The sequence below is a fragment of the Blastococcus brunescens genome (genome assembly GCF_035320885.1).
Taxonomy (GTDB): Bacteria; Actinomycetota; Actinomycetes; order Mycobacteriales; family Geodermatophilaceae; genus Blastococcus_B; species Blastococcus_B brunescens.
This window is the reverse complement of the sequence record NZ_CP141261.1, coordinates 308,112-328,158: the sequence shown is the minus strand read 5'-3', so window position 1 is coordinate 328,158 and position 20,047 is coordinate 308,112. Positions and strand designations below refer to the sequence as shown.

The following is a 20,047-nucleotide window of genomic DNA, read 5'->3' as shown; positions in this document are numbered from 1 at the left end:
GGGCGATGGCGGCCCTGGCCGTGCCCGCTACCGCATCGGCCGCACCCACGACCGTCGGCTACGACGTCTCCTATCCGCAGTGCGACACCGACCTGCCGCGCGACCGCGCCTTCGCCGTCGTCGGGGTCAACGGCGGGCTGTCCACCCGGGCCAATCCCTGCCTGCAGGAGCAGCTGACCTGGGCCTGGGAGTCCTCCGGTGAGGTCGATGACCAGCCGCCCGCCCAGCTGTACCTGAACACCGCCAACCCCGGCCAGCTGCTCGACCGCGTGACGACGTGGCCGGACCAGGGTGCGACGCCCTACGGCAGCTGCGACGGCACCAACTCCACGGCCTGCTCGTGGCAGTACGGCTGGGAGCGGGCCCAGAACAGCGTGCTGTCCTTCTTCACCCCCGCGGCGCGCGCGGCGCGGCTCGACAGCCAGCCGGCCCGCTACGTCTGGTGGCTGGACGTCGAGACGATGAACACCTGGCAGTACGGCTCCGACGACGCCCGCGCCCGCAACCGGGCGACGCTCGAGGGCATGACGGAGTACCTGCTCTCCCGCGAGGCGGAGGTCGGGATCTACTCCACCGGCTACCAGTGGTCGCAGATCGTCGGCGAGGTCGACGACGACAGCGTGCTGGCCGACCTGGACAGCTGGCTGGCCGGCTCGCTGACCCTCGAGCAGGCGGAAGCCACCTGCGACGACGACCCGCTGGTGCCGGACGGTGACGTGGTCCTCAGCCAGTACGTCCGCGACGACCTGGACCACAACACCTCCTGCGACTGAGGGCTACAGCGCGCCCTTGTCGGCGTCGCCGGCGGGGACCGGCGCCAGCCGGCGCACGTCCAGCGGCGCGGCCAGCTTGTCGGCCAGCTCGCCACCGAGCGTGGTGAGCGCCTCCGCGCGGCCGTGCACCTTCAGCGCCTCCGGGCTCTCCCAGCGCTCGACCATGACGAACGTGCCGTCGCCCTCGTGCAGCGCGTACAGCTCGCAGCCCGGCTCGGCGTGCACCTTCGGGACGGCGGCCAGGATCGCCTCGCGCACCTCATCGGCCCGGTCGGGCTTGGGGGTGACGGTGGCGACGACGACGACGGACACGAGGGCCTCCTGAGGCGGGTTCGGGCGGACCGGACCATGGCCCGGGACCGGCGTCCGGGCCCCTGCACTGGTGCGAAGGGCCCGGAGGGGTCAGGATGCCAGTCGTGTCCGCCGACGGTTCCGTGCCTCCCCCGTCGGCCCCTCCCCGTCTCCGCGGCACCCGCTGCGCATCGCGGTCGTCGGCGCCGGGCCTGCGGGCATCTACGCGGCCGACGCCCTCACCCGGCAGGACGCCGTCCCGGTCGCGGTGGACCTGATCGACCGGCTGCCGACGCCGTTCGGCCTGGTGCGGCACGGGATCGCCCCCGACCACCCGAAGATGCGGGCCATCCGGGACACCCTGCACCGCAGCCTGGAGGATCCCCTGGTCCGCTTCGTGGGCAACGTCGACGTCGGCACCGACATCACGCTGGCGGAGCTGCGGCGGCACGTGGACGCGGTCGTCTACACCTACGGCGCCTCCCTGGACCGGCAGCTCGGCATCGAGGGCGAGCAGCTGCCGGGCAGCCTCGCCGCCACCGACCTGGTCGCCTGGTACACCGGCCATCCCGATGCCGACCGGGCGCGGGTGGAGGCGGCGCTGGCCGGCGTCCGGTCGGTCGTCGTCGTCGGGGTCGGGAACGTGGCCCTGGACGTCGCGCGGGTGCTGTCGCGGACGGCGGAGGAGCTCGAGCCGACCGACATGCCGCAGCACGTGCTCGACGTCCTCGCCGCCGCCCCGGTGGAGGAGGTGACGGTCCTGGGCCGCCGGGGTCCGGCGCAGGCCACGTTCACCACCCAGGAGCTGCGCGAGCTCGACGGGCTGGCCGATGCGACGGTGCTGGTCGACCCGGCGGACCTGGAGCTCGACCCCGGGAGCGAGGAGCGGGCCGCCACCGACCGGAACGTGAGCCGCAACCTCGCGGTGCTGCGCGGCTGGGCTGACCACACCGCCACGACCGGTCGTGTCCGCCTGCGGCTGCGGTTCTTCCGCCGGCCGGTGCGGCTGCTGGGCGAGGACCGGGTGACCGGCGTCGAGGTGGAGCGCACCGCGGTCGACGGCGACGGCCGGGCGATGGGCACCGGCGAGCTGGAGGCGCTCCCGGCCGACCTCGTCGTCCGCTCGGTCGGCTACCGCGGCCTCCGCTGCCCGGGCTGCCGGTGGACGAGCGGTCGGGCACCGTGCCGAACGAGTCCGGCCGGGTGCTGCGCGACGGGACGGTGGCCCCGGGCGAGTACGTCGCGGGGTGGATCAAGCGTGGGCCGAGCGGCGTCGTCGGGCACAACAAGCACGACGCCCGGGAGACCATCGCCGCCCTCCTGGCCGACGCGGCCGACGGCGTGCTGCGCGCCGCCGGCCCCGTTGACGACCTGGTGGACACGCTGGTCGCCCGGGGCGCGGAGCCGGTGCTGCTCGACGACTGGCGGGCGATCGACGCCGCCGAGACCGCGCTCGGCGCCAGCCGCGGGCGGGCCCGGACGACGCTGCACGAGCGGGAGACACTGATGGCCGCCGTCCGAGCCGCCACCCGGTAGCTCAGCCGCTGTTGCGCAGGGCCGTCGCGATCCCGTTGATCGTCAGGTGGATGTTGCGGCTGGTCAGCTCGTCGTCCTCGCCCGCGCGGCGCCGGCGCAGCATCTCCACCTGCAGGTGGTGCAGCGGCTCCAGGTAGGGGAAGCGGTTGCGGATCGACCGCGCCAGCGACGGGTTGTCGGCCAGGAGCTGGTCGTCGCCGGTGATCGCCAGGACCATCCGGCAGGTGCGCTCGTGCTCGGCGGTGATCTGGTCGAAGACCCGCGCCCGCAGCTCCTCGTCGGGCACCAGCTCCGCGTAGCGCGCCGCCAGGCCGAGATCGGTCTTGGCCAGCACCATGCCCATGTTGGAGAGGACGGTCCGGAAGAACGGCCAGGTGCGGTGCAGCTCGCGCAACCGGTCGAGCTTCTCCTCGTCCCCCTCGACCCAGGACTCCAGCGCCGAACCGGTGCCGTACCAGCCGGGCAGCATGATGCGGGCCTGCGACCAGCTGAACACCCACGGGATCGCGCGCAGGTCGGAGATCGAGTCCCCGGCCTTCCGCGAGGGCGGCCGGCTGCCGATGTTGAGCTCGCCGAGCTCCTTGATCGGGGTGGCCGCCCGGAACCACTCGACGAAGCCGGGCGTCTCGTGCACCAGCGCCCGGTAGGCCCGCTGCGCGCGGCCGGCCAGGTCGTCGAGCAGCGCGTAGGCCGGCTCCGCGTCGTCGCCGAGCCCCTCGATGTCGAGGAGGCTGGCCTCCAGCGTCGCGGCGACGAGGGCCTCGAGGTTGCGCCGGGCCAGGCCCGGGTCGGCGTACTTGGCCGCGATGACCTCACCCTGCTCGGTGATCCGCAGCGCGCCGGCGACCGCGCCCGGCGGCTGGGCGCGGATCGCCTCGTAGCTCGGCCCGCCACCGCGGCCCACCGTCCCGCCACGGCCGTGGAACAGCCGGAGCCGGATCCCTCGGCACGCGCGACCTCCACCAGGTCCAGCTCGGCCCGGTACAGCGCCCAGTTGGCGGCGAGGTAGCCGCCGTCCTTGTTGCTGTCGCTGTAGCCGAGCATGACCTCCTGCGCGTCGCCCCGGGAGGCGACCAGCGAGCGGTACAGCGGCTGGTCGAGCATGGCGGCCAGCGTCGTCCCCGCGGCCCTGAGGTCGTCGATCGTCTCGAACAGCGGCGAGATGCCGACCGACGACGTCGGGCCGGCATCGGCGGCCGGGTCCAGCAGGCCGACCTCCTTGAGCAGGACGGCGACCTCGAGGACGTCGCTGACCGATTCGCACATGCTGATGACGTAGTTGGGGATGGTGCGCGGGCCCAGCAGCGCGACCTGCTCGGCGGCCGCGATCAGCACGTCGAGCTCGCCGCGGGCGGTCTCGGAGAGCTCGGCATCCGGCCGCACCAGCGGACGGCGCAGGGTCAGCTCCCCGGCGAGCAGCTGCACGCGAGCCGCCTCGTCGAGCGAGGCGTAGTCGCCGCACACGCCGGCCCAGGCCAGCAGTTCGCCGACGACCTCCTCGTGGACGGCAGAGTTCTGCCGCATGTCCAGCCCGCACAGGTGGAAGCCGAACACCTCGACGGCCTCCCGCAGCCGCAGCAGCCGGTCGTCGGCGAGCGGGCCGGCGCCGTGGCTGCGCAGCGAGACGTCGACGACGTCGAGGTCGGCGCGCAGCTCGTCCGGCGACCCGTACGCCGACAGCGGGGTGCGCGCCGCGGGACCCGGGATGCGACCCAGCACGCCGTGCGCGGTGTGGGCCAGCCGGGCCGAGATCCCGTTGAGCGCCCTGCGGTAGGGCTCGTCGGCACGGAACGGGAGTCGTCCCGCGAGGCCTCGGCCAGGTGGTACAGCTCGGGTGTCGGCGTGACCAACCGGTCGGACATGGACAGCTCGGTGCGCAGCGCCTCCAGCTCGTCCAGGTAGTGGGCCAGCGCCGTCTCGGCCTGCCGGCTGGTGGCCCGCCGGAGCGCGTCGGCGGTGACGAACGGGTTGCCGTCACGGTCCCCGCCGATCCAGGAACCGGGCAGCAGCATCGGCCGGCGCAGCAGCCCGGCGTCCGGCCAGCGCTCGTCCAGGGCCCGTCGCAGCTCGGCGTTGATGGCGGGGACGACCTCGAACAGCGACAGGTCGTAGTAGCGCAGCGCCTCGTCGATCTCGTCCTGCAGCCGCAGCCGGGACAGCCGCAGCAGCGCCGTCTGCCAGAGCGTGAGCACCGAGCGCCACAGCTGCGCCCCCACTGCGCGTCGTCGAGCTCGCCCCCGGCGGCACGGTCGCGCTGCCGGATGAGTTCGGCGACCTGCTGCTGGACCTGCGAGATCGTCTTGCGCCGCACCTCGGTGGGGTGCGCGGTCACCACCGGGCAGACCAGTGCGCCGGCGAGCTCCCGGGCCACGACGTCAGCGCTCAGGTCGGCCGCGTCGATCAGCGCCATCGACGCGGCCAGGCTGCCGGCCTGCGGCGGTGAGCCTTCGCGGCGGTGATGCCGGCGGCGGCGCTCGTGGTGGATGTCCTCGGCCAGGTTGGCCAGCACCGAGAAGTGGCTGAACGCCCGGATCACGTGATTGGCCGACCGGACGTCCAGCTCCGACAGTCGCTCCGCCAGCTCGGCGCGGTCCACCTCGGAGCGACGGATCTTGAACGCCTCGACGCGGGTGGACTCGACCAGGTCCAGGACGTCCTGGCCGGCCTGCGAGCCGATCACCTCGCCGAGGACGCGACCCAGCAGACGGATGTCGTCCCGGAGGGGGCCTCGTCGGCCCGGCCGGCCCCTTCTGCGGAACCGGAGGAACGGAGGTCGGCGACGTCGACAGTGGCTTCGGACACGGGGGCAGTATCCGGCTCCCGTGTGACGGACTCATGTCGGAGCCGCGCGGGGCCGTCCCCGACCGCGCAGGCATAGGTACCTATACGTGCGTGCCGAGGTCGAGAACGCAGGTATAGGTACCTATGCCTCGGTCGGGGCGGCGGTCAGCCGTGCTCGAGCTCCCGCAGCGCGTCGGCGGCCAGCTGGTCACCGGCCGCGGCCCCCATGCGGAACTGCTCGACGGCGCCGTCGAAGTCACCCCGCTCGGCCAACAGAACGGCGAGGTTGTGGTGGCAGTACGCCTCGCCCGCGGCGATGCCCCCGCGGTAGGCCTCCTCTGCGGCCTCGTCGTCCTGAAGGACGTCGGCGTAGAAGTTGCCCAGGGGCAGCCAGGCCACGGCCTCGCCGCGCTTGGCGCCCTTCTCCAGCTGGAAGCGGGCCTCGTCGTGGCGCCCGGTCTCCCGGAGCAGGTGCGCGAGGTCGGCGCGCGCGGCCGGGAAGTGGTCGGCCCCGGCGCGCAGCTCGGGCTCGAGCGCGACATCCATGGTCGCGCACCACCGCCAGCAGGCGACGACGGCCGCCGCCTCCTGGTCGCCCATGGCCGCGATCTCCATCGCGACGTCCATGGCCTGGTGCCGCTCGCCCTGCTCGCGCAGCAGGAACGCCAGCTGGAGGCCCCCTCGAGATCGCCGGCCTCGACCGCACCGCGGTAGGCGCGCATCGCACCGGCCAGGTCGCCCAGGTCCTCGAGCACCTTGCCCAGGTTGCGCCAGGCGTCCGGCTCGCCGTGGGACAGCGCGACCTCGTAGGCCTCGACCGCCTCGGGAAGCGCTGCTGGGCGGCGAGGGCGTTGCCGAGGTTGAAGAACGCGACGGAGTCACCGAGGTCCGCGGCACGACGGAAGCACCACTCGGCATCGCTCTGCCTCCCGACGTCGGCCAGGTCGCAGCCGAGATCGATCAGCGCGTACACGTCGTCGGAGGCCTGCAGCCGCGAGAGGCGGTCGTCCAGGTCCTCGGTCATGCCGCCGATGATCGCGGCCGGAGGCGGTCCCCGCGCCCCCGGCGGGATGACCTCACCCCAAGGTGTGCGTGCAGTTCAGCTGCCGAACGCCTCGCGCCAGGCCGGCATCAGCGACGTCTCGCTCCACTGGAGGTACGGCACCTGCTGGTCGCCGCCGATCTGCACCAGCGCCAGGTGGGTGAAGCCGGCGTCGGCGTACTCCTTCGCGGCCTCGAGGACGGCGTCGACGTCGTCCCCGCAGGGGATGCTGCTCTCGACGTCCTCCTCGCGGACGAACGAGCTCGCCGCGTCGAAGGCCGACGGCCCGGGGAGCTCGGCGTTGACCTTCCAGCCGAGGCCGAACCAGCGGAACAGGGTGTGCGCCCGGGTGACCGCGGCGGCCTTGTCGGTGCCGAAGCTGATCGGCATCTGCGCGACCTTCGACTTTCCGGCGCCACCGGCGGACTCGAACTGCTCCACCAGCTCGCTCATCGGGTCGGTCGCGATGAGCACGTCCGCCAGCTCGCCGGCGATCGTCGCCGCCTGCTTGCCGCCCGCGGCGAAGCCGATCGGCACCCGCTTGTCCGGCAGGTCCCAGAGCTTGGCCGACTCGACGTCGAAGTGCTCACCGCGGAAGTTGGTGTATCCATCGCCGTCGAAGAGCTCGCGGATGATGTGCAGGGCCTCGACGATCCGCTCGTGGCGCACGTCGGCCGCGGGCCACCCGCCGCCGACCACGTGCTCGTTGAGGTTCTCTCCCGCGCCCAGGCCCAGGGTGAAGCGGCCGTCGGACAGGATCTGCAGCGTCGCCGCCTGCTGCGCGACCACCGCCGGGTGGTACCGGAAGCTCGGGCAGGTCACGTAGGTCATCAGCGGGATGCGGCTGGTGGCCTGCGCCGCCGCCCCGAGGGTCACCCACGCGTTCGGCGAATGGCCCATCTCGTCCAGCCAGGGGAAGAAGTGGTCGCTGCTCACCGCGAAGTCGAAGCCGGCCTCCTCGGCGCCCACCACGTGGCTGACCAGGTCCTTCGGCCCGGCCTGCTCGGTCATCATCGTGTAGCCCAGCTGCATGCCCATGCCGCGCGGCTACCCGGGCCCGACCGGGCTACACGCGCTCGGCCTTCAGCGCCTCCCGCATCTTCAGCTTGCCGCCGGTGCGCAGCAGCGCGCCGGCGTAGATCCGGCCGCCCAGCCGCACGATCAGCGCGATCGCGACGAGCATGACGACGACGGCCAGCCCGATCTCCCAGACCGCCACGTCTCCGGCCGCCTGCCGCACCGGCATGACCAGCGGGGAGAGGCCCGGTACGTAGGACGTGACCACGGCGAGGGTCCCGTCCGGCGCGGCCGCGGCCTGGATGCCGACGATGAACGCGACCACCAGCACCAGCGTCGTCGGCATGATGACCGCACCCAGGTCCTCTTGCCGGCTCACCAGGCTGGCGGCCACGGCGAAGATCGCCGCGTAGAACGCGTAGCCGAGGACGAACCACAGCACCACGGAGACGGCCGTGCCGATCAGGTCACCCGGGATGTCCACGATGTCGAAGGCCAGGGCGCCGGTGACGCCGACCACCGCGATCACCACGATCTGCGCCAGCCCGAGCAGGCCCAGCCCCAGGATCTTGCCGGCGAGCAGCTGCCACGGCTTCATCGTGGCGAGCAGCAGCTCCACCACACGGCTGGCCTTCTCCTCGACGACCCCTGGGCGACGAACTGACCGAACAGGATGAGCAGCCCGTAGAGGACGCCGATGCCGATGATGGCGACGACGACGCGCTGACCGTCCTCGTCCGCCCCGGGGTCCAGCGGGGTCACCGTGACCTCGGGGACGACCAGGCCGTCGAGCCCGGCGGCCTGGAGCTGCTCGGCGACGGCGAGCTCCGCGACCGCCCCTGGACGACGTTCTGCAGCGTTCCGCCTGCCGACTGCTGGACCAGCAGCTCGGCGTCGGCGCCACCGCTCACGAGCACCCCGTCGACGTCCTCGGCGTCCACCGCCTCCCGCGCGGCCGCCTCGTCGTCGAACCCGACCACCTCGACGCCGACGTCGAGCGCCTCGCCCTGGGCCACCAGGGCCGGCTCGAGCGCCGAGACGTCGCCCACCACGCCGATCCGGGTCGTCTCCTCACCGGAGTTCAAGGCGACCTGCAGGCCGAGCGTGCCGATGAGCAGCACCAGGATGACGACCGAGCTGATGATGAAGTTCTTGTCGCGCACCCGGGCGGAGATCTCGCGCAGGGCGACGAGCCGGACCATCGAGGTGCTGGTCAGCGTGCGGGGCTCACGCCCGTGTCCGCTCACGCCGCCACCTCCTGCGGGGTCGGAACCGCCACGGCCCCGCGGAAGAGCTCGACCAGCGTCGGCTGCTGCCAGCCGAAGTGGGTGACCCGCCCGGTGCGCAGGGCCGCCGCGAGCACAGCCTGGTCGTCGGCGCCGTCGGCCAGCTCGAGGATCGTGTCGCCGGCTTGCTCGGAGACGACGCGGACGCCGGGGACGGCGGCCGCCCACTGCGGCGCGGCGTCGGGGACGAGCACGCGCAGCAGCCGCCCGGCCTCCCGACTGCGCAGCTCGTCGACGGTGCCGGTGGCGACCATGCGGCCGCGGGCGAGGATGCCGACGGAGTCGCAGAGACGCTCGACGAGGTCGAGCTGGTGGCTGGAGAACACGACCGGGACGCCCTCGCGGGCCTGGCCCAGCAGCGCCTCGGCCAGCGAGTCGACGCCGATGGGGTCCAGCCCGGAGAACGGCTCGTCGAGGATCAGCACCTCGGGCCGGGTCACCAGCGCGGCGGCCAGCTGGACGCGCTGCTGGTTGCCCAGCGACAGCTTCTCGACGGCGTCAGCACGGCGGGCGCCGAGCCCGAGGCGCTCGACCCACTCGTCGGAGGCCTTCGTGGCGGCGGCCGAGTCCAGCCCGTGCAGCCGCGCGAAGTAGGTGACCTGCTCGCCGACCTTCATCTTCGGGTAGAGCCCGCGCTCCTCCGGCATGTAGCCGACGCGGCGCCGCGTGGCCTGGTCGAGGGGCTGCCCCTGCCAGCGGACCTCGCCCGCGTCCGGCCGGACCAGCCCCATGGCGATGCGCATGGTGGTCGTCTTGCCGGCCCCGTTGGAGCCGCAGAACCCGAACATCGAACCCGGGGCGACGGTGAAGCCGACCCCGTCGAGGACGCGGATGTCGCCGAAGCTCTTGTGGAGCCCGTCGAACTCGAGCACATCTCCCCAGCGGTAGGTGGGTTACCTGTTCCGCACCGTATCGGCCGCCCATGTCGCGAACGGTGCGCGACTGCGATGTCATCGGTGCATGAGCGAACCCAACGCGCCGGCCGAGCCGCCGGTCGGCGTCGGACTGGACGGGCTTCGGTCGGCCGCCTCCGGCTGCCGGGCGTGCGAGCTGTGGGAGCCGGCCACCCAGACCGTCTTCGGCGAGGGCCCGGAGACCGCGCGGATCGTGTTCGTCGGCGAGCAGCCCGGGGACCAGGAGGACCGGAGGGGCGAGCCGTTCGTCGGTCCGGCGGGACGGCTGCTCGACAAGGCCCTCGCCGACGCCGGCATCGACCGTCGGGACGCCTACATCACCAACGCGGTCAAGCACTTCCGGTTCACGGCGAAGGGCAAGCGCCGCATCCACCAGACCCCCGGTCCCGAGCACCTGCGGGCCTGCCGGCCCTGGCTGGAGGCGGAGTTCGCCGTCCTGCAGCCGGAGGTCGTGGTCTGCCTCGGGGCGACCGCGGCCAAGGCGCTCATCTCGCCGTCCTTCCGGATCACGAAGGACCGCGGGCAGCTCCTCCCGTGGACGCCGCCGGCCGTGACCGACGCGGTGGACGACGGGCACCAGGAGGCCGACGACGACGAGCCGGACGAGGGGGCGCCGGCCCAGACGTGGATGCTGGCGACCACGCATCCGTCCGCGATCCTGCGCACGCCGGACGAGGCCCGCGAGGCCGCCTACGACGCCCTGGTGGCGGACCTGACGGTGGTCGCCGGCGCGCTGGCCTGACGAAGGACCACCCTTCCCCCACGCCTCGCGCGCTCGGCGCGAGACCCCGAAGGATGCACCGTCTCGTCACGTCACCGGACGGTGCGCGAGGCGCGGAACAGCCAGAACGACGGGACCACCAGCGCGACGACGACCATCGCGACCACCACGACCACGCCGCCGGACACCATGGCCACGCTGACCGAGGCCGCACTGGCGAGCGCACCGGCCCGCAGGTCGCCCAGCCGCGGACCACCCGCGACGACGACGATGAACACGCCCTGCATCCGGCCGCGCATGTCGTCAGGAGCGGCCAGCTGGAGCATCGAGGACCGCAGCACCGCGCTGACCATGTCGCCGGCGCCGGCGACCGCGAGGCACAGCACCGCCAGCCACAGCGTCGGCGCGAAGCCGAAGCCGATGATCGCCACGCCCCACACCGCGATCGCGGCGAGCACCACCGCGCCCTGCCGGTCCACCCGCGACACCCACCCCGAGGTCAGCCCGGAAACCAGCGCCCCGATGGAGATGCCGGCGAAGAGCCAGCCGAGGCTGTTGGGCGACTCGGCGTAACGCGTCTGCGAGAGCTCCGGGAAGACGGCTTGGGGCCAGGCGAACATCATCGCGATGATGTCGACGACGAACGTCATCAGCAGCACCGGCTGGGTGCGCAGGAACGCGAAACCCTCCCCACGCCGCGCACCGCCGCGCGCAGGCGGAGCGGGCCGTCCACCCCGGCCGGCGGCAGCGGGGGCAGGCCGCGCAGCAGCACCGCGGCCGCGAGGAAACCCACCGCGTCCACGACGTAGGTGAGGAAGAGCTCGCCCATCCCGATGAGCAGCCCGGCCAGCAGCGGCCCGACGATCACGCCGACCTGCCGCACCGTCATCGCCAGGGCGTTGGCAGCGGGGACGCCGGCCGGTCCCACGATCGCCGGGATCACGGCGCTGCGGGCGGGCTGGTTGACGGCGGCGAAGCCGGACACGAACGCGGTCAGGATCCACAGCAGCGCCAGGTTGCCGCCGCCGGGCAGCAGCGCCTGGACGGCGAGCAGCGCGCTCGTCACCGCCGCCCCCACCGAGGTGATCAGCATCAGCCGGCGCCGGTCCATCGCGTCGGCGATGGCGCCGCCGAGGAGGCCGAAGACGACCAGCGGCACCAGCGCCACGAGGGAGGTGACGCCCACGAGCAGCGAGGAGCCGGTGAGGAGGTAGACCTGGAACGGGACGGCGACCAGCGTCATCTGCTGGCCCAGCATCGTGGCCGCGACGCCCCAGAAGAGGCGGCGGAAGTGCGGGTTGCGCAGCGGTGTCGTGTCGATGGCCCAGCCGCGCCTGCGGTCGATCGGCACCGGCTCCTCGACCGGCCCGCCGCCCTCGACCGGGTCGACCGGCGACGTCACGCTGTCACCGGTTGCTCCCGCGGCCCCGCTGCAGGGGCCCGCGCCGAGCCCCTACGGCCCCGTCCGGAGGCTCGCCCCGAGCCTGCGAGGGGTGAGGGGGACGGGGTCCTTCGGGGGCAGCGGGGTCCTTCTTCACGGGGCGAGGCGCTGAACCATCCAGCCGCCACCTTCCTCGTCGTCGCGCACGAACCGCAGCCGGTCGTGCAGCCGGTCCTTGCCGCCCTGCCAGAACTCCACGCGCTCGGGCAGCACCCGGTAGCCGCCCCAGATGTCCGGCCGCGGCACCGGACCCTCCGCCGTCTGTTCGTCGAGCAGCCGGAGCCGTGCCTCGAGCTCCTCCCGCGAGTCCACGACGGTCGACTGCACGGACGCCACGGCGGCCAGCTGCGCCCGCGCGGCCGCGGGTCCCACAGACCGTCGGACGCGGTGCCGCCGATCCGCTCCACCCGTCCGGTCATCCGCACCTGTCGCTGCAGCGCGTGCCGGGGAAGACCAGTGCGGCGCGCGGGTTGGCGGCCAACTGCGCCCCTTGGCCGAGGAGTAGCTGGTCCCGAAGATGACGCCGGCCTCGTCGTAGCCCTTCATCAGCACGACCCGGGCGTCCGGCGCCCCGTCGGCGTCGGCCGTCGCGACGACGACGGCGTTGGGCTCGGGCAGCTCCGCAGCGACGACGTCGCCGAACCAGCGGTCGAACTGCTCGACCCACGTGGGGGCCAGGTCCTCCTCGGACAACCGGCCGGCCGTGTAGTCGTTGCGCATGCGGGAGAGGTCGGGCACGCCGCCATGCTGGCACCGCGGGCGGAGGTCGGCGCGATGCGGGCCCCCGGCAGGCACGGAGCGGCCCCCGTGTGCCCGGCGTCGCCGCACCGCCTAGGGTCGGCCACGCAATCTGCGCGCCAGGTCCCCGGTGCGCAGGGGTCCGCGCGCAGAGGAGCTTGCGAGATGGCCGACGACTTCGTACCCGGCCTGGAAGGCATCATCGCCTTCGAGACCGAGATCGCCGAACCCGACAAGGACGGCGGTGCGCTCCGCTATCGCGGCGTCGACATCGAGGACCTCGTCGGCAAGGTCACCTTCGGCAACGTCTGGGCCCTGCTGGTCGACGGAAAGTTCGGCCCCGGTCTCCCGCCGGCCGAGCCTTTCCCGATCCCGGTGCACACCGGTGACGTCCGCGTCGACGTCCAGGCCGCGCTGGCGATGCTGACCCCCATCTGGGGCTACCGCCCGCTGCTGGACATCTCCGACGAGGAGGCGCGCGAGGAGCTGGCGCGGGCCGCCGTCATGGCGCTGTCCTACGTCGCCCAGTCCGCCCGCGGGATCGGCACCCCCGCCGTCCCCCAGCGTCGCATCGACGAGGCCTCGACGATCGTCGAGCGCTTCATGGTCCGCTGGCGCGGCGAGCCCGACCCGGCGCACGTCGCCGCCGTCGACGCCTACTGGACGTCGGCCGCCGAGCACGGCATGAACGCCTCCACCTTCACCGCCCGCGTCATCGCCTCCACCGGTGCCGACGTGGCCGCGTCGATGTCCGGCGCCATCGGCGCCATGTCCGGCCCGCTGCACGGCGGCGCCCCTCGCGGGTGCTGCACATGCTCGACGAGGTGGAGAGCACCGGCGACGCCGAGAAGTACGTGAAGGACCTGCTCGACCGCAAGGACCGGTTGATGGGCTTCGGCCACCGGGTCTACCGCGCCGAAGACCCCCGTGCCCGCGTCCTCCGCCGCTCGGCCGAGGAGCTCGGCGCCCCGCGCTTCGAGGCCGCCCTGGCGCTCGAGCAGGCCGCGCTCAAGGAGCTGCGCGAGCGTCGTCCCGACCGGCCGGTCGAGACCAACGTGGAGTTCTGGGCGGCGATCGTCCTCGACTTCGCCGAGGTCCCGAGCCACATGTTCACCTCGATGTTCACCTGCGCCCGCACGGCCGGCTGGTGCGCGCACATCCTCGAGCAGAAGCGGACCGGCCGCCTGGTGCGCCCGTCGGCGCGCTACGTCGGCCCCGACCCGCGCAAGCCCGAGTCGGTCGAGGGCTGGGACACCATCGAGACCAAGCAGACCACCGAGGTCGCGCCCGCCTAGGCCGGGGGCCGCACCGCCCCAGCACTCGGGTAAGGACCCCTGCACCCCACCACTCGCACGCTCGCGGCGGGACCCTGCAGGGGGCCAGAGCCGTTCCGTTGAGAGGCACCACCCGGATGAGCATCACCATCCCCTCCCACCTCCTGCCCGCCGACGGCCGGTTCGGCTGCGGACCGTCCAAGGTCCGTCCCGAGGCGCTGCGCGCCCTCGCGGGCGAGGGCGCCGCGATCATGGGCACCTCGCACCGCCAGGCACCGGTCAAGAACCTGGTCAAGGAGATCCGCGAGGGCCTCCGCCAGCTCTTCGACCTGCCCGACGGCTACGAGGTCGTGCTGGGCAACGGTGGGACGACGGCCTTCTGGGACGCGGCGGCCTTCGGCCTCATCCGGGACCGCGCCGCGTTCGGCACCTATGGGGAGTTCTCCGCCAAGTTCGCCTCCGGCGTGGCCGAGACGCCGTTCCTGGGTGACCCGGTGATCGCCAGGGCCGAACCCGGGTCGCTGGCGCTGCCCACGGGCCAGGACGGCGTCGACACCTACGGCTGGGCGCACAACGAGACCTCCACCGGCGTGATGGCGCCGGTGGAGCGCCCGCACGGTGCCGACCTCGACGCCCTCGTCCTGGTGGACGCGACCAGCGGCGCCGGCGGTCTCCCCGTCGACATCGACCAGACCGACGTGTACTACTTCGCCCCGCAGAAGTCCTTCGCGGCCGACGGTGGGCTCTGGGTCGCCCTCATGTCCGTCGACGCCCTGGCCCGGGTGGCCGAGATCAAGTCCTCCGGTCGCTGGATCCCCGGCTTCCTCGACCTGTCGATCGCCGTCGACAACTCGAGCAAGGACCAGACCTACAACACCCCGGCGGTCGCCACGCTGTTCCTGCTGGCCGACCAGATCCGGTGGCTGCTGTCCCTCGGCGGGCTGTCCGGCGCCGTCGCGCGCACCAGGGACTCCTCCAGCCGGCTGTACGGCTGGGCGGAGAAGTCCGGGTACGCCACCCCGTTCGTGGCCGACCCCGCGCACCGCTCGCTCGTCGTCGGCACCATCGACTTCACCGACTCGGTGGACGCGGCAGCGATCGCGAAGACGCTGCGCGCCAACGGGATCGTCGACGTCGAGCCCTACCGCAAGCTGGGTCGCAACCAGCTGCGCGTGGGCATGTTCCCGGCCGTCGACCCCGACGACGTGACCGCGCTGACCGCCTGCATCGACCACGTGGTCGAGCGCCTGTAGTCCCGTCCCGCCCAGGCGCCGTCCCAGGGACGACAGGTACGTTCCGGGACGCGCCGTCGTCGCCGTGCCGCCGTCGACCGGGCGCGACCGGCATCCGTTCCGCAGTAGTGGCCCGTCCTTCGGCTGGAGGTGAGCGTGCTTCCCGATACCCCGTCGGGACGCGATCGCGACGCCCTGTTCGCCGTCGGCGGTGAGGCCGGGCGGCTCATGGCCGCCTACGACTGGGCGAGCACGCCGGTCGGGCCGGTCGAGCAGTGGCCGGCCGCTCTGCGGTTCGCCGTGCGCACGGTGCTGGTGTCGAAGTTCCCCATGGTCCTGACCTGGGGCCCGGACTACCTGCAGTTCTACAACGACGCGTACGCCCCGCTCATCGGCGCGAAGCACCCGGCGATCGGGCAGGACATCCGGAACACCCTCGCGGAGGGCTGGGACGCACTCGGCCCGCCCATCGAGCACGCCATGGAGACGCTCGACGCCTCCTGGTTGCCGGGTCTGCTGCTGCTCCTGGAGCGGTCCGGCTACCGCGAGGAGACCTACTTCACCGTCTCCCACGCCCCCGCCTTCGACGACGCCGGACAGGTCGCCGGCATGCACGCGGTGTGCACCGAGGTGACCGGCCAGATCCTCGGCGAGCGGCGTCAGCGGCTGCTGCACGACCTGGCGACCGAGGGCGGTCACCTGGGTAACGAGCGGGAGACCGTGACGGCCATGTGCCGGGCGCTGGAGGGCAACCCCTCGACGTGCCGTTCTCGGCGGTCTACCTCTCCGACGGGGAGGACGGGAGCTACCGCCGGGTGGCGGCGATGGGATGCGAGCCCGACGCACTGCCCGACGCCGCCGCGGGGGCCGATGACCTGCCGTCCGACGTCGCCGGTCTGGGCATCGTGGGCGGCCCGTTCGGGGACGCCGTCACGCAGGCCGTCGTGCTGCCGATGGCGCCGTCGCACGACGCGGCGCCGCTCGGGCTGCTCCTCCTCGGCAAGAGTCCCAACCGGGCACTGGACGCCGAGTACCGGTCGTTCCACGAGCTGGTGGCCGGGCAGTTCGCCGGCGCCGTGGCCAACATGCGGGCCTTCGAGACGGAGCGTCTGCGGGCGGAGTCCCTGGCCGAGCTCGACCGCGCGAAGACCACGTTCTTCTCCGACGTGAGCCACGAGCTGCGCACTCCCCTGACGCTGCTGCTCGGCCCGATCGGCGACGTCCTCGAGGACACCACCCTGACGCTGCCGCCCGGCGTGCAGGAGCAGCTCGGGGTCGCGCTGCGCAACGGCCAGCGCCTGCAGCGGCTGGTCAACGACCTCCTCGACTTCGCCAGCATCGAGGCCGGGCGGGCCAGCCCGGTCCGGGTGGAGACCGACGTGGCGACCTTCACCGCGGAACTCGCCGGCATCTTCCGCGCCGCCACGGAGCGGGCCGGGCTGCGGCTGACCGTCGACTGCCCTCCGCTGGACCGGCCGGTGTACCTCGACCCCCGGATGTGGGAGAAGGTCGTCGTCAACCTGCTGGCGAACGCGGTCAAGTACACCTTCGTCGGACGGATCGACGTCGCCCTGCGGCCGGCCGCGGACGGGTTCGTGCTGACCGTCACCGACACCGGCGTCGGGATCGTCCCCGAGGAGCTGCCACACGTCTTCGAACGGTTCCACCGGGTGAGCGGGGCCACGGCCCGTACCCGCGAGGGCACCGGCATCGGCCTGGCGCTGGTGCACGAGCTCGTGGCGCTGCACCACGGCAGCGCCACGGTCACCAGCCAGCCCGGGGTCGGCAGCACGTTCACCGTCGCCCTCCCCTCCGGCGCCCCGGACGCGGTCGACGACGAGCCGCGGACCGCGGTGAGCCCGTCGGACGAGGCGCGCGGCGAGGCCGCCAGCTGGGAGGAGGACACCTCCCGGCCCGGGGAGCCCGCCCGTGCGGCAGCGACCACCGCGGCCGAGGGGAGGTCCTGGTCGTCGACGACAACGCGGACATGCGCGCCTACCTCGCCCGCCTGCTCGGGGCGCACTGGTCGGTGCGGACGACGGCGAACGGCGAGGAGGCGCTGGCGGCCGTGGCGCAGCGGCAGCCCGACGTCGTGCTGACCGACGTGATGATGCCCCGGGTGGACGGCTTCGAGCTGCTGCGCGCGCTGCGGGCCGACCCGCGACGCGGCACATCCCGGTGATCATGCTGACCGCGCGGGCCGGCCAGGAGGCATCGGTCGAGGGACTCCACGCGGGAGCCGACGACTACCTGGCCAAGCCCTTCCGATCCGAGGAGCTGATCGCCCGGGTGCGGGTCGCCCTCGAGCGCGCCGCAGGCAGGGCCGCCGTCCCCGCCGCGGCGCCGGTGCCCGCCACCCCAGAGGTCCGGCCCGTCACGGTCCCGGCACCCGCCCCGGCGGCCACCGTCCCGGCCACGGCCGTGGTGCCGCCCGGCCCGCCCGCTCCGCGCCGCCCGCAGCGATCCCCGCACCCGGGGACGACGCGGCGTGGCGGCTGCCCTCCTTCGCATCGTCGATCCCCGTGCTGCGCCGCCGGCTGCGCGGCTGGCTGGAGGGGCGGGCATCGGCGAGGACCAGACCTACGACCTGCTCCTGGCCGTGGGCGAGGCGGCCACCAACGCCATCGAGCACGCCCAGGAACCCACGCAGCCCTACATCGACGTCTCCGCCGCGATCGAGCACGGGCGGGTCCGAATCGCGGTCCGGGACTACGGGCAGTGGCGCGAGCGCGTGCCGAGCATGGACCGCGGCCGTGGTTCGACGCTGATGAGCGCGTTCGGCGAGATCACCGCCACGCCCAGCCCGGAGGGGACCACGGTCGTGATCCTCAACCGGGTGGCCGGCCAGCGTTCAGCAACCCCCACCGGCTGAGCCGAGCGCCGCGGAGGTCGCGCCGCGCGCCCACGAGGGGACAGGTCACCTCTGGCCTTACGACCGCGCCGCCCCAGCAGCGGGCATCAGATGGCTATGACGTGGACGAGGTCGTCGAGTCCCACGAAGTCATCACCGTTGCGCGTGTAGAGGTCGAGACCATTGGCGTGTGCGGTCGCTGCGATCAGCAGGTCGGCGAGTCGGCTGCGCGGCCTGCGCCCCTCCCGGACGACGGCTGCGACCACGAGTCCGTAGCTGCGCACAGCGGTGCCATCGAATGGAAGCGGCTCGAGCTTCGCCTCGATCTCTTGCAGCCGCGCCTGCCGTTTCGCCGCTTCGGTCGGAGTGGCGGCCAGGTGTGGCCCGGCCGCCAACTCGGCAGCAGTGATCGCTGAGACCGCCATCTCGTCCGGCAACGCCGCGACGACCATCGGATCGTGCCAGTCGACCACGACCGAGGTATCGAGCAATCCTGAACTCATGTCACAGGCCTTGGTCGATCGCCTGGTCGAGGTCGGCTCGGAATCGTTGCCTGTCGATCCGCACGCCGGCTGCCGCCAGTGCCGTGATCTCCTCGCGGGAGATGAAGGTGCGACGGCCGGCCCGGGCCGGGCGGAGCTCGGCAACCGGTTCGCCATTGCGCGTGATGAGGAAGGTTTCTCCAGCCGCTACCGCGTCGATGACCTTCGCGTTCTCGTTGCGCAGCTCACGTTGTGGAATGGTTCTTGCCATCCCGCAAATGTAGCAAGGTGTGCTACACCACGCGACGGTCCGTGCCCGCGGGTCGGGCCGACGACACCACGATCAGCCGACGATCCAGGTGTCCTTCACCCCGCCCGCCCACCAGCTCGCCGGCTCCGGGCCCTCGACCACCCGGGTCAACGGCGCCGGCAGCGCCGTCGCGGCCTCACCGGGACCGACGACGGACAGCACGCGCAGGTCGACGTGCCGGGGCCGGAGCACGCCGTCCACGAACGTGGGGTGCGTGGTCGACGTGACCGGTTCCCGGGCGACGAAGCGGTAGGGCGCCGCCGAGACCTCCGCCTGGAGGAAGGCGAGCTCCGCCGCCGAGCACGCGGGCCCCACCACCGCGCCGCGTCCGCCGTAGCCGGCGACCGGGGTGACGACCAGCTCGTGCAGCCGGTCGCGCACCGCTGCCCACTGGTCCTCGGAGGCGAGCACCCAGGTGGGCACCGAGGCCAGCAGCGGTTCCTCGCCGAGGTAGAAGCGGATCATCTGCGGCACCCAGGCGTAGCTGGCCGCGTCGTCGGCGAGCTCGTTGCCCGGCACGTTGACCAGGCCGAGCCGGCCGGCCCGCACCGCCTCGGTGAGCAGCACGTCCAGCGACTGGCCGATCGGGGTGCGGAAGGCGGCGAGGAGCCCGTCGTCGAAGCGCCGGTAGAGGACGTCGATCGGCAGCCGGTCACCGTCGACCGCGGCCTCCAGGCCGCCGTCCGTGCGCGGCCAGAGATCGCCGGCCCGGACGAGCGGCACACCGAGGGCGTCGGCGAGCAACCGGTGCTCGACCCAGGCGTTGTCGCTCTCCCCGCGGTCAGGACGGCGAGTTGCGGAGTACCCGCGCAGGCCGGCGGGGCGGCGGTCGCGAGCCCGGCGCGCAGCAGCGGCAGCGCGTCGTGCGGGTCCGCGACCGTCGCCGCGGCCGCGAGGACCTCGGGAGCGGCGCCCCGGAGGGCGTCCCGGCCGGCCAGCGCATACCCGAGGCCGGCCGGCGCCCGGAGGTGGTCCGCGGTCACCACCCACTCCCCGAGGCGGTGCGCTGCAGGTCGGCCCCGGCCACGGTGGCCCGTCGCTGACCGGGCCAGGCCTGCCCGACGGCGTCGGGATCGCGGACGGGACTGTGTGCCACCGCCCACTCCGGCAGCACGCCGGCCCGCACCACCTGCGGATCGCGATCGGTGTCCCCGCGCCGGCGCCCCGCGGCGCGGTAGGCGTCGGCGAGGAAGGCGTTGAGCGCACGGTGCCGCTGCTCGACCCCGGCCGCGATCCGGGCCCACTCGGCGGAGCGCAGGACGCGCGGCACCGGGTCCAGCGGGACGGAGCGGACCGTATGCCGGCCGTCGGACCACGTCCCCACGGCGATGCCCCTGGCCGCCCCTCCGCGGCGAGCG

At 73.5% G+C, this 20,047-nt stretch carries 19 protein-coding genes and 6 pseudogenes; 10 read left to right on the top strand and 15 right to left on the bottom strand.

The window, feature by feature from the left end; genetic code table 11:
* The first annotated feature begins 5 nt into the window (after window positions 1-5).
* Complete coding sequence (locus U6N30_RS02385) at window positions 6-773, top strand: glycoside hydrolase family 25 domain-containing protein (protein WP_324275983.1); 768 nt, start codon at window positions 6-8, stop codon at window positions 771-773.
* A gap of 3 nt (window positions 774-776) precedes the next feature.
* Here the strand turns inward: U6N30_RS02385 and U6N30_RS02380 are convergent, their stop codons facing one another.
* Entirely contained in the window at window positions 777-1,085 is a 309-nt protein-coding gene (locus U6N30_RS02380) for a putative quinol monooxygenase (protein WP_324275982.1), read from the bottom strand.
* Window positions 1,086-1,155: 70 nt separating this feature from the next.
* Here U6N30_RS02380 and U6N30_RS02375 point away from each other — a divergent pair, with 70 nt between their 5' ends.
* Window positions 1,156-2,571: an FAD-dependent oxidoreductase gene (locus U6N30_RS02375; protein WP_324275981.1), complete on the top strand. Its 1,416-nt coding sequence runs from the start codon at window positions 1,156-1,158 to the stop codon at window positions 2,569-2,571.
* Window positions 2,572-2,601: 30 nt separating this feature from the next.
* On the opposite strand, the pseudogene ppc reads toward U6N30_RS02375, so the two are convergent.
* The 8 genes and pseudogenes from ppc to U6N30_RS02335 form a co-directional block, all read right to left on the bottom strand.
* Window positions 2,602-4,792, bottom strand: a pseudogene (gene ppc / locus U6N30_RS02370) (phosphoenolpyruvate carboxylase).
* Window positions 4,793-4,896: 104 nt separating this feature from the next.
* Window positions 4,897-5,280 (bottom strand): annotated as a pseudogene (locus U6N30_RS02365) (phosphoenolpyruvate carboxylase); the annotation flags it as partial.
* Between the two features lie 266 nt (window positions 5,281-5,546).
* Window positions 5,547-6,008 (bottom strand): hypothetical protein, encoded by a 462-nt coding sequence (locus U6N30_RS02360; protein WP_324275980.1) that lies wholly within the window; start codon window positions 6,006-6,008, stop codon window positions 5,547-5,549.
* Window positions 6,009-6,480: 472 nt separating this feature from the next.
* Window positions 6,481-7,461, bottom strand: coding sequence for a TIGR03557 family F420-dependent LLM class oxidoreductase (locus U6N30_RS02355; protein WP_324275979.1), 981 nt, complete (start codon window positions 7,459-7,461; stop codon window positions 6,481-6,483).
* Window positions 7,462-7,489: 28 nt separating this feature from the next.
* Window positions 7,490-8,059 carry an ABC transporter permease gene (locus U6N30_RS02350; RefSeq protein WP_324275978.1) on the bottom strand — a complete coding sequence of 190 codons (570 nt, stop codon included), beginning with the start codon at window positions 8,057-8,059 and terminating at the stop codon, window positions 7,490-7,492.
* Window positions 8,035-8,202 (bottom strand): hypothetical protein, encoded by a 168-nt coding sequence (locus tag U6N30_RS02345; RefSeq protein ID WP_324275977.1) that lies wholly within the window; start codon window positions 8,200-8,202, stop codon window positions 8,035-8,037. The genes U6N30_RS02350 and U6N30_RS02345 overlap by 25 nt, the downstream gene beginning before the upstream one ends.
* Complete coding sequence (locus tag U6N30_RS02340) at window positions 8,199-8,687, bottom strand: ABC transporter permease family protein (protein ID WP_324275976.1); 489 nt, start codon at window positions 8,685-8,687, stop codon at window positions 8,199-8,201. The genes U6N30_RS02345 and U6N30_RS02340 overlap by 4 nt, the downstream gene beginning before the upstream one ends.
* Window positions 8,684-9,598 carry an ABC transporter ATP-binding protein gene (locus U6N30_RS02335; RefSeq protein WP_324275975.1) on the bottom strand — a complete coding sequence of 305 codons (915 nt, stop codon included), beginning with the start codon at window positions 9,596-9,598 and terminating at the stop codon, window positions 8,684-8,686. Before U6N30_RS02335 ends, U6N30_RS02340 begins: the two co-directional genes overlap by 4 nt.
* 88 nt (window positions 9,599-9,686) lie before the next feature.
* Here U6N30_RS02335 and U6N30_RS02330 point away from each other — a divergent pair, with 88 nt between their 5' ends.
* Window positions 9,687-10,382 (top strand): UdgX family uracil-DNA binding protein, encoded by a 696-nt coding sequence (locus tag U6N30_RS02330; protein ID WP_324275974.1) that lies wholly within the window; start codon window positions 9,687-9,689, stop codon window positions 10,380-10,382.
* A gap of 71 nt (window positions 10,383-10,453) precedes the next feature.
* On the opposite strand, the gene U6N30_RS02325 is transcribed toward U6N30_RS02330, so the two are convergent.
* The 3 genes from U6N30_RS02325 to U6N30_RS02315 form a co-directional block, all read right to left on the bottom strand.
* The gene (locus U6N30_RS02325) at window positions 10,454-11,011 is read right to left on the bottom strand and encodes an MFS transporter (RefSeq protein ID WP_324278135.1); all 558 of its coding nucleotides are present in this window, start codon (window positions 11,009-11,011) and stop codon (window positions 10,454-10,456) included.
* Window positions 11,011-11,763 carry an MFS transporter gene (locus U6N30_RS02320; RefSeq protein WP_324275973.1) on the bottom strand — a complete coding sequence of 251 codons (753 nt, stop codon included), beginning with the start codon at window positions 11,761-11,763 and terminating at the stop codon, window positions 11,011-11,013. The genes U6N30_RS02325 and U6N30_RS02320 overlap by 1 nt, the downstream gene beginning before the upstream one ends.
* A 132-nt stretch (window positions 11,764-11,895) precedes the next feature.
* Window positions 11,896-12,540 carry a pyridoxine/pyridoxamine 5'-phosphate oxidase gene (locus U6N30_RS02315; RefSeq protein ID WP_324275972.1) on the bottom strand — a complete coding sequence of 215 codons (645 nt, stop codon included), beginning with the start codon at window positions 12,538-12,540 and terminating at the stop codon, window positions 11,896-11,898.
* A gap of 6 nt (window positions 12,541-12,546) precedes the next feature.
* On the opposite strand from U6N30_RS02315, the pseudogene U6N30_RS33130 reads away from it, so the two are divergent.
* From U6N30_RS33130 to U6N30_RS02275, 7 genes and pseudogenes are all read left to right on the top strand, one after another.
* A pseudogene (locus U6N30_RS33130) lies at window positions 12,547-13,835 on the top strand (citrate synthase 2).
* 116 nt (window positions 13,836-13,951) lie between these two features.
* Window positions 13,952-15,067 (top strand): phosphoserine transaminase, encoded by a 1,116-nt coding sequence (gene serC, locus U6N30_RS02300; protein ID WP_324275969.1) that lies wholly within the window; start codon window positions 13,952-13,954, stop codon window positions 15,065-15,067.
* A 129-nt stretch (window positions 15,068-15,196) separates the two neighbouring features.
* Window positions 15,197-16,216, top strand: a complete 1,020-nt coding sequence (locus U6N30_RS02295; RefSeq protein ID WP_324275968.1) for a hypothetical protein — start codon at window positions 15,197-15,199, stop codon at window positions 16,214-16,216.
* A pseudogene (locus tag U6N30_RS02290) lies at window positions 16,132-16,800 on the top strand (sensor histidine kinase); the annotation flags it as partial. The gene U6N30_RS02295 and the pseudogene U6N30_RS02290, both read left to right, overlap by 85 nt.
* Before the next feature lie 233 nt (window positions 16,801-17,033).
* Window positions 17,034-17,228 carry a response regulator gene (locus U6N30_RS02285; protein WP_324275967.1) on the top strand — a complete coding sequence of 65 codons (195 nt, stop codon included), beginning with the start codon at window positions 17,034-17,036 and terminating at the stop codon, window positions 17,226-17,228.
* 2 nt (window positions 17,229-17,230) lie between these two features.
* Window positions 17,231-17,281 (top strand): annotated as a pseudogene (locus U6N30_RS02280) (hypothetical protein); the annotation flags it as partial.
* Window positions 17,282-17,534: 253 nt separating this feature from the next.
* Window positions 17,535-17,918 (top strand): ATP-binding protein, encoded by a 384-nt coding sequence (locus U6N30_RS02275; protein ID WP_324275966.1) that lies wholly within the window; start codon window positions 17,535-17,537, stop codon window positions 17,916-17,918.
* A gap of 86 nt (window positions 17,919-18,004) precedes the next feature.
* Here U6N30_RS02275 and U6N30_RS02270 read toward each other — a convergent pair whose 3' ends face one another.
* The 3 genes and pseudogenes from U6N30_RS02270 to U6N30_RS02260 all read right to left on the bottom strand — a co-directional run bounded on the left by U6N30_RS02270 (window position 18,005) and on the right by U6N30_RS02260 (window position 19,959).
* Window positions 18,005-18,400: a type II toxin-antitoxin system VapC family toxin gene (locus U6N30_RS02270; protein ID WP_324275965.1), complete on the bottom strand. Its 396-nt coding sequence runs from the start codon at window positions 18,398-18,400 to the stop codon at window positions 18,005-18,007.
* Window position 18,401: 1 nt separating this feature from the next.
* The gene (locus tag U6N30_RS02265; protein ID WP_324275964.1) at window positions 18,402-18,650 is read right to left on the bottom strand and encodes a type II toxin-antitoxin system Phd/YefM family antitoxin; all 249 of its coding nucleotides are present in this window, start codon (window positions 18,648-18,650) and stop codon (window positions 18,402-18,404) included.
* A 72-nt stretch (window positions 18,651-18,722) separates the two neighbouring features.
* Window positions 18,723-19,959: pseudogene (locus tag U6N30_RS02260) on the bottom strand (circularly permuted type 2 ATP-grasp protein).
* Window positions 19,960-20,047: the final 88 nt, after the last annotated feature.

Coding starts and splice junctions, on each gene's coding strand:
- U6N30_RS02385 (WP_324275983.1), top strand. CDS start 6: ATGGCGGCCCTGGCCGTGCCCGCTACCGCATCGGCCGCACCCACGACC.
- U6N30_RS02360 (WP_324275980.1), bottom strand. CDS start 6,008: ATGGACGTCGCGATGGAGATCGCGGCCATGGGCGACCAGGAGGCGGCG.
- U6N30_RS02355 (WP_324275979.1), bottom strand. CDS start 7,461: ATGGGCATGCAGCTGGGCTACACGATGATGACCGAGCAGGCCGGGCCG.
- U6N30_RS02330 (WP_324275974.1), top strand. CDS start 9,687: ATGAGCGAACCCAACGCGCCGGCCGAGCCGCCGGTCGGCGTCGGACTG.
- U6N30_RS02325 (WP_324278135.1), bottom strand. CDS start 11,011: ATGACGTTCGTCGTCGACATCATCGCGATGATGTTCGCCTGGCCCCAA.
- serC (WP_324275969.1), top strand. CDS start 13,952: ATGAGCATCACCATCCCCTCCCACCTCCTGCCCGCCGACGGCCGGTTC.
- U6N30_RS02285 (WP_324275967.1), top strand. CDS start 17,034: ATGCGCGCCTACCTCGCCCGCCTGCTCGGGGCGCACTGGTCGGTGCGG.
- U6N30_RS02270 (WP_324275965.1), bottom strand. CDS start 18,400: ATGAGTTCAGGATTGCTCGATACCTCGGTCGTGGTCGACTGGCACGAT.
- U6N30_RS02265 (WP_324275964.1), bottom strand. CDS start 18,650: ATGGCAAGAACCATTCCACAACGTGAGCTGCGCAACGAGAACGCGAAG.